This window comes from Microcystis sp. LE19-10.1B, from assembly GCF_027530565.1.
GTDB lineage: Bacteria > Cyanobacteriota > Cyanobacteriia > Cyanobacteriales > Microcystaceae > Microcystis > Microcystis aeruginosa.
The window spans coordinates 1-2332 of record NZ_JAPZQM010000660.1 but is presented as its reverse complement, the minus strand read 5'-3'; the positions used below and the strand labels follow the sequence as shown (position 1 = coordinate 2332).

Annotated in this window: 2 protein-coding genes; both read right to left on the bottom strand. The window is 36.2% G+C overall.

Going from position 1 to position 2332, the window contains the following annotated elements; genetic code table 11:
* Window positions 1-147: 147 nt before the first annotated feature.
* Window positions 148-930: a DUF3226 domain-containing protein gene (locus tag O9332_RS23630; protein ID WP_288027655.1), complete on the bottom strand. Its 783-nt coding sequence runs from the start codon at window positions 928-930 to the stop codon at window positions 148-150.
* The gene (locus O9332_RS23625; protein WP_002762438.1) at window positions 927-2111 is read right to left on the bottom strand and encodes an AAA family ATPase; all 1185 of its coding nucleotides are present in this window, start codon (window positions 2109-2111) and stop codon (window positions 927-929) included. Before O9332_RS23625 ends, O9332_RS23630 begins: the two co-directional genes overlap by 4 nt.
* Window positions 2112-2332 lie beyond the last annotated feature (221 nt).

Sequence of the window (2332 nt, the reverse complement as noted above, 5' to 3'; positions counted from 1 at the left end):
TCCTTATCTGGCAAGAGACTTAATTGATTAGTTCGCTCTAGAGCAAAAACAATTGACAAAAATCGCTAAATGCTTTTCTATATAAGGGTTCCATCCCTTATAACCCCCGTCCATTGCATAACAATTACCGAAGAGCCATCAATATAATTATATTGACTCCATTTTGAGGAGTTGTTTTAGAAAATTTAAGAGATTTTGTAGTGATGGTATTTGCGTTAAAGTTTGCTCGCTAATCCACCGATCATCAGAAATAGTTGCGGTGTTGGTTTTTCCCGGTTTAAGAATACTAGCAATGGCGGCAATAGTGGCTTTTTCTTTATCAAAAGGTTTCCAGCCAATTTGACTAATTTCCTCCTCAGAAAACTGTTGAATATATGCTTTTGCCCTCTTCATATATTCAGGATAGGCGATTTTTCCACAATCACAAAGTAGGGTATCTAAGACACCTTGATCAACATTATTAGGCAGTATGTATAATCCGACTCTTGGTTTATTTTCTTGAATAGTTCCCGTGGCAGCTACTACCCTGGGAAAGTCGGGAAAATATTCCCGAAAACCCTGATGATATTTACGAGCAACTTCTGCCGGGTTATCTTTATCCGCATCGGCAATAACGGCAAAAGCTGATAATTCATTGTTATAATCCATATCGGCAAGTTTATTGGTTAAATTTTTAATTAATTCACTGCCACCCCCGGCATAAATTGCCACGGATAAAGTCTCAGTATAAAGAATAGATGGCATATCGAGTCTGATGTAAAGTTTTCCAGTTTTAGGAGGAGGATATTTCGGAATAAATTTTTTCCAAATTGGTTCTAGATTTGAGAGTTCTTCACATTTAGAAAACCCCAGAAGTTTACACATAACTTTCACCAGAAAAGCTTGATCATGATTACCTTCCACTCCAATCAATATATGTTCTCGACTCACCAACGAACCTCCTGTCCTAAGTCTTCTCGTAAGCTTTTTAATCGAGTCCAATCATGTCTAACTACTCTAGTATAATTTTCCTTTGGTTCGAGACGATAAAGCACCAAATCTGATTCTCGTTCAGTAACTTCTAACAGAGCATCAACAGCTTCTAGACTGTGGGTAGTAGCAAACAGTTGTACATTCATTTTTTGACACCATTTAACTAACCAATTAAAAGAACTTTGCAGTGCCTCTGTATGAATAGCTGATTCTAATTCATCAATGAATAAAATTCCACCTTTAACACTGGCAAGTTTGAGGGCAATATGAAGTAAGCGACGCACCCCGTCACCAAAGGTACTAACGGGTACAAGTCCCAATTTTTCGTGTTGAATATAAATGTTAAATCTGGAAGATAAAGAATGAGGAGGTAAGAGAATTTCTAAATCAGAAATATTACTGTCCATTTGACGCAGTAAATCGATAACATCTGTTTTAAAATTGGCAAATCTCACTTCTGAAAGTAATCGAAATTGACCAATATCAGAACGATGAGAAGCGGGACTAACCAGAGAAGTTAGTAAGCTAGGTTCTTTTTTTCCCGATAGTCTAGAGAGAGGGCTATTTTCCCAAAGTTGATAGTTTTCTTTCAGGGGATTTTGGGGATAATTAATTAAACTTATTAATTGTTCTTGAGCCAGAAATACTGTTATCGATAAATTTATACCTTTTCTTGTTTCCCATAAATCTTCATTATTATCGATTAAATCTTCGTTTTCTTCGCTAATTATCTCATTAGGATGAAGCTTGTCTTCGGGATTGTCAATTAAAATAATTCCTTCGAGTTCTTCATAAATTGCCTCAATTTTCTGAACTTTAAAGGAGCCATTTCCTGTGATTGATATAACCCCGTGATTAAGTTTTTCTTGCTCAATCATTGCATCGTGGGTAAATAACCACTGTAGGGAATCTAGATAAGGAGTCCGAGAAACTCTGTACTCTTGTTCTCTTTGTCTAGCAGTATTTAGCCAAACTTTTAGATCTAAGGGATGACAGTAAATAGATAACGCTTCGAGAACGCTGGTTTTTCCCGAATTATTAATTCCCACAAGCAGGTTAATCTGTCCGAGATTCTTTAGCTCAAGCTCTCGCAGTCCTCTAAACTGGTGAATGGTAATGTTTTCTAGGCTTTTAGTCATAAACTTAGTTTAGCTGAAAAGGGTGACAAAAAACTAAGTTATCTCCTCAAATGTATTGAAGTTTTAATTTAATCAACTTCTGGTTCTTCGTTACTTAGTATGGTTCGATAGGGGGGCATAAATCGACTAAATCCTTATCTGGCAAGAGACTTAATTGATTAGTTCGCTCTAGATCAAAAATAATTGACAAAAATCGCCAAATGCCTTTCTATATAAGGGTT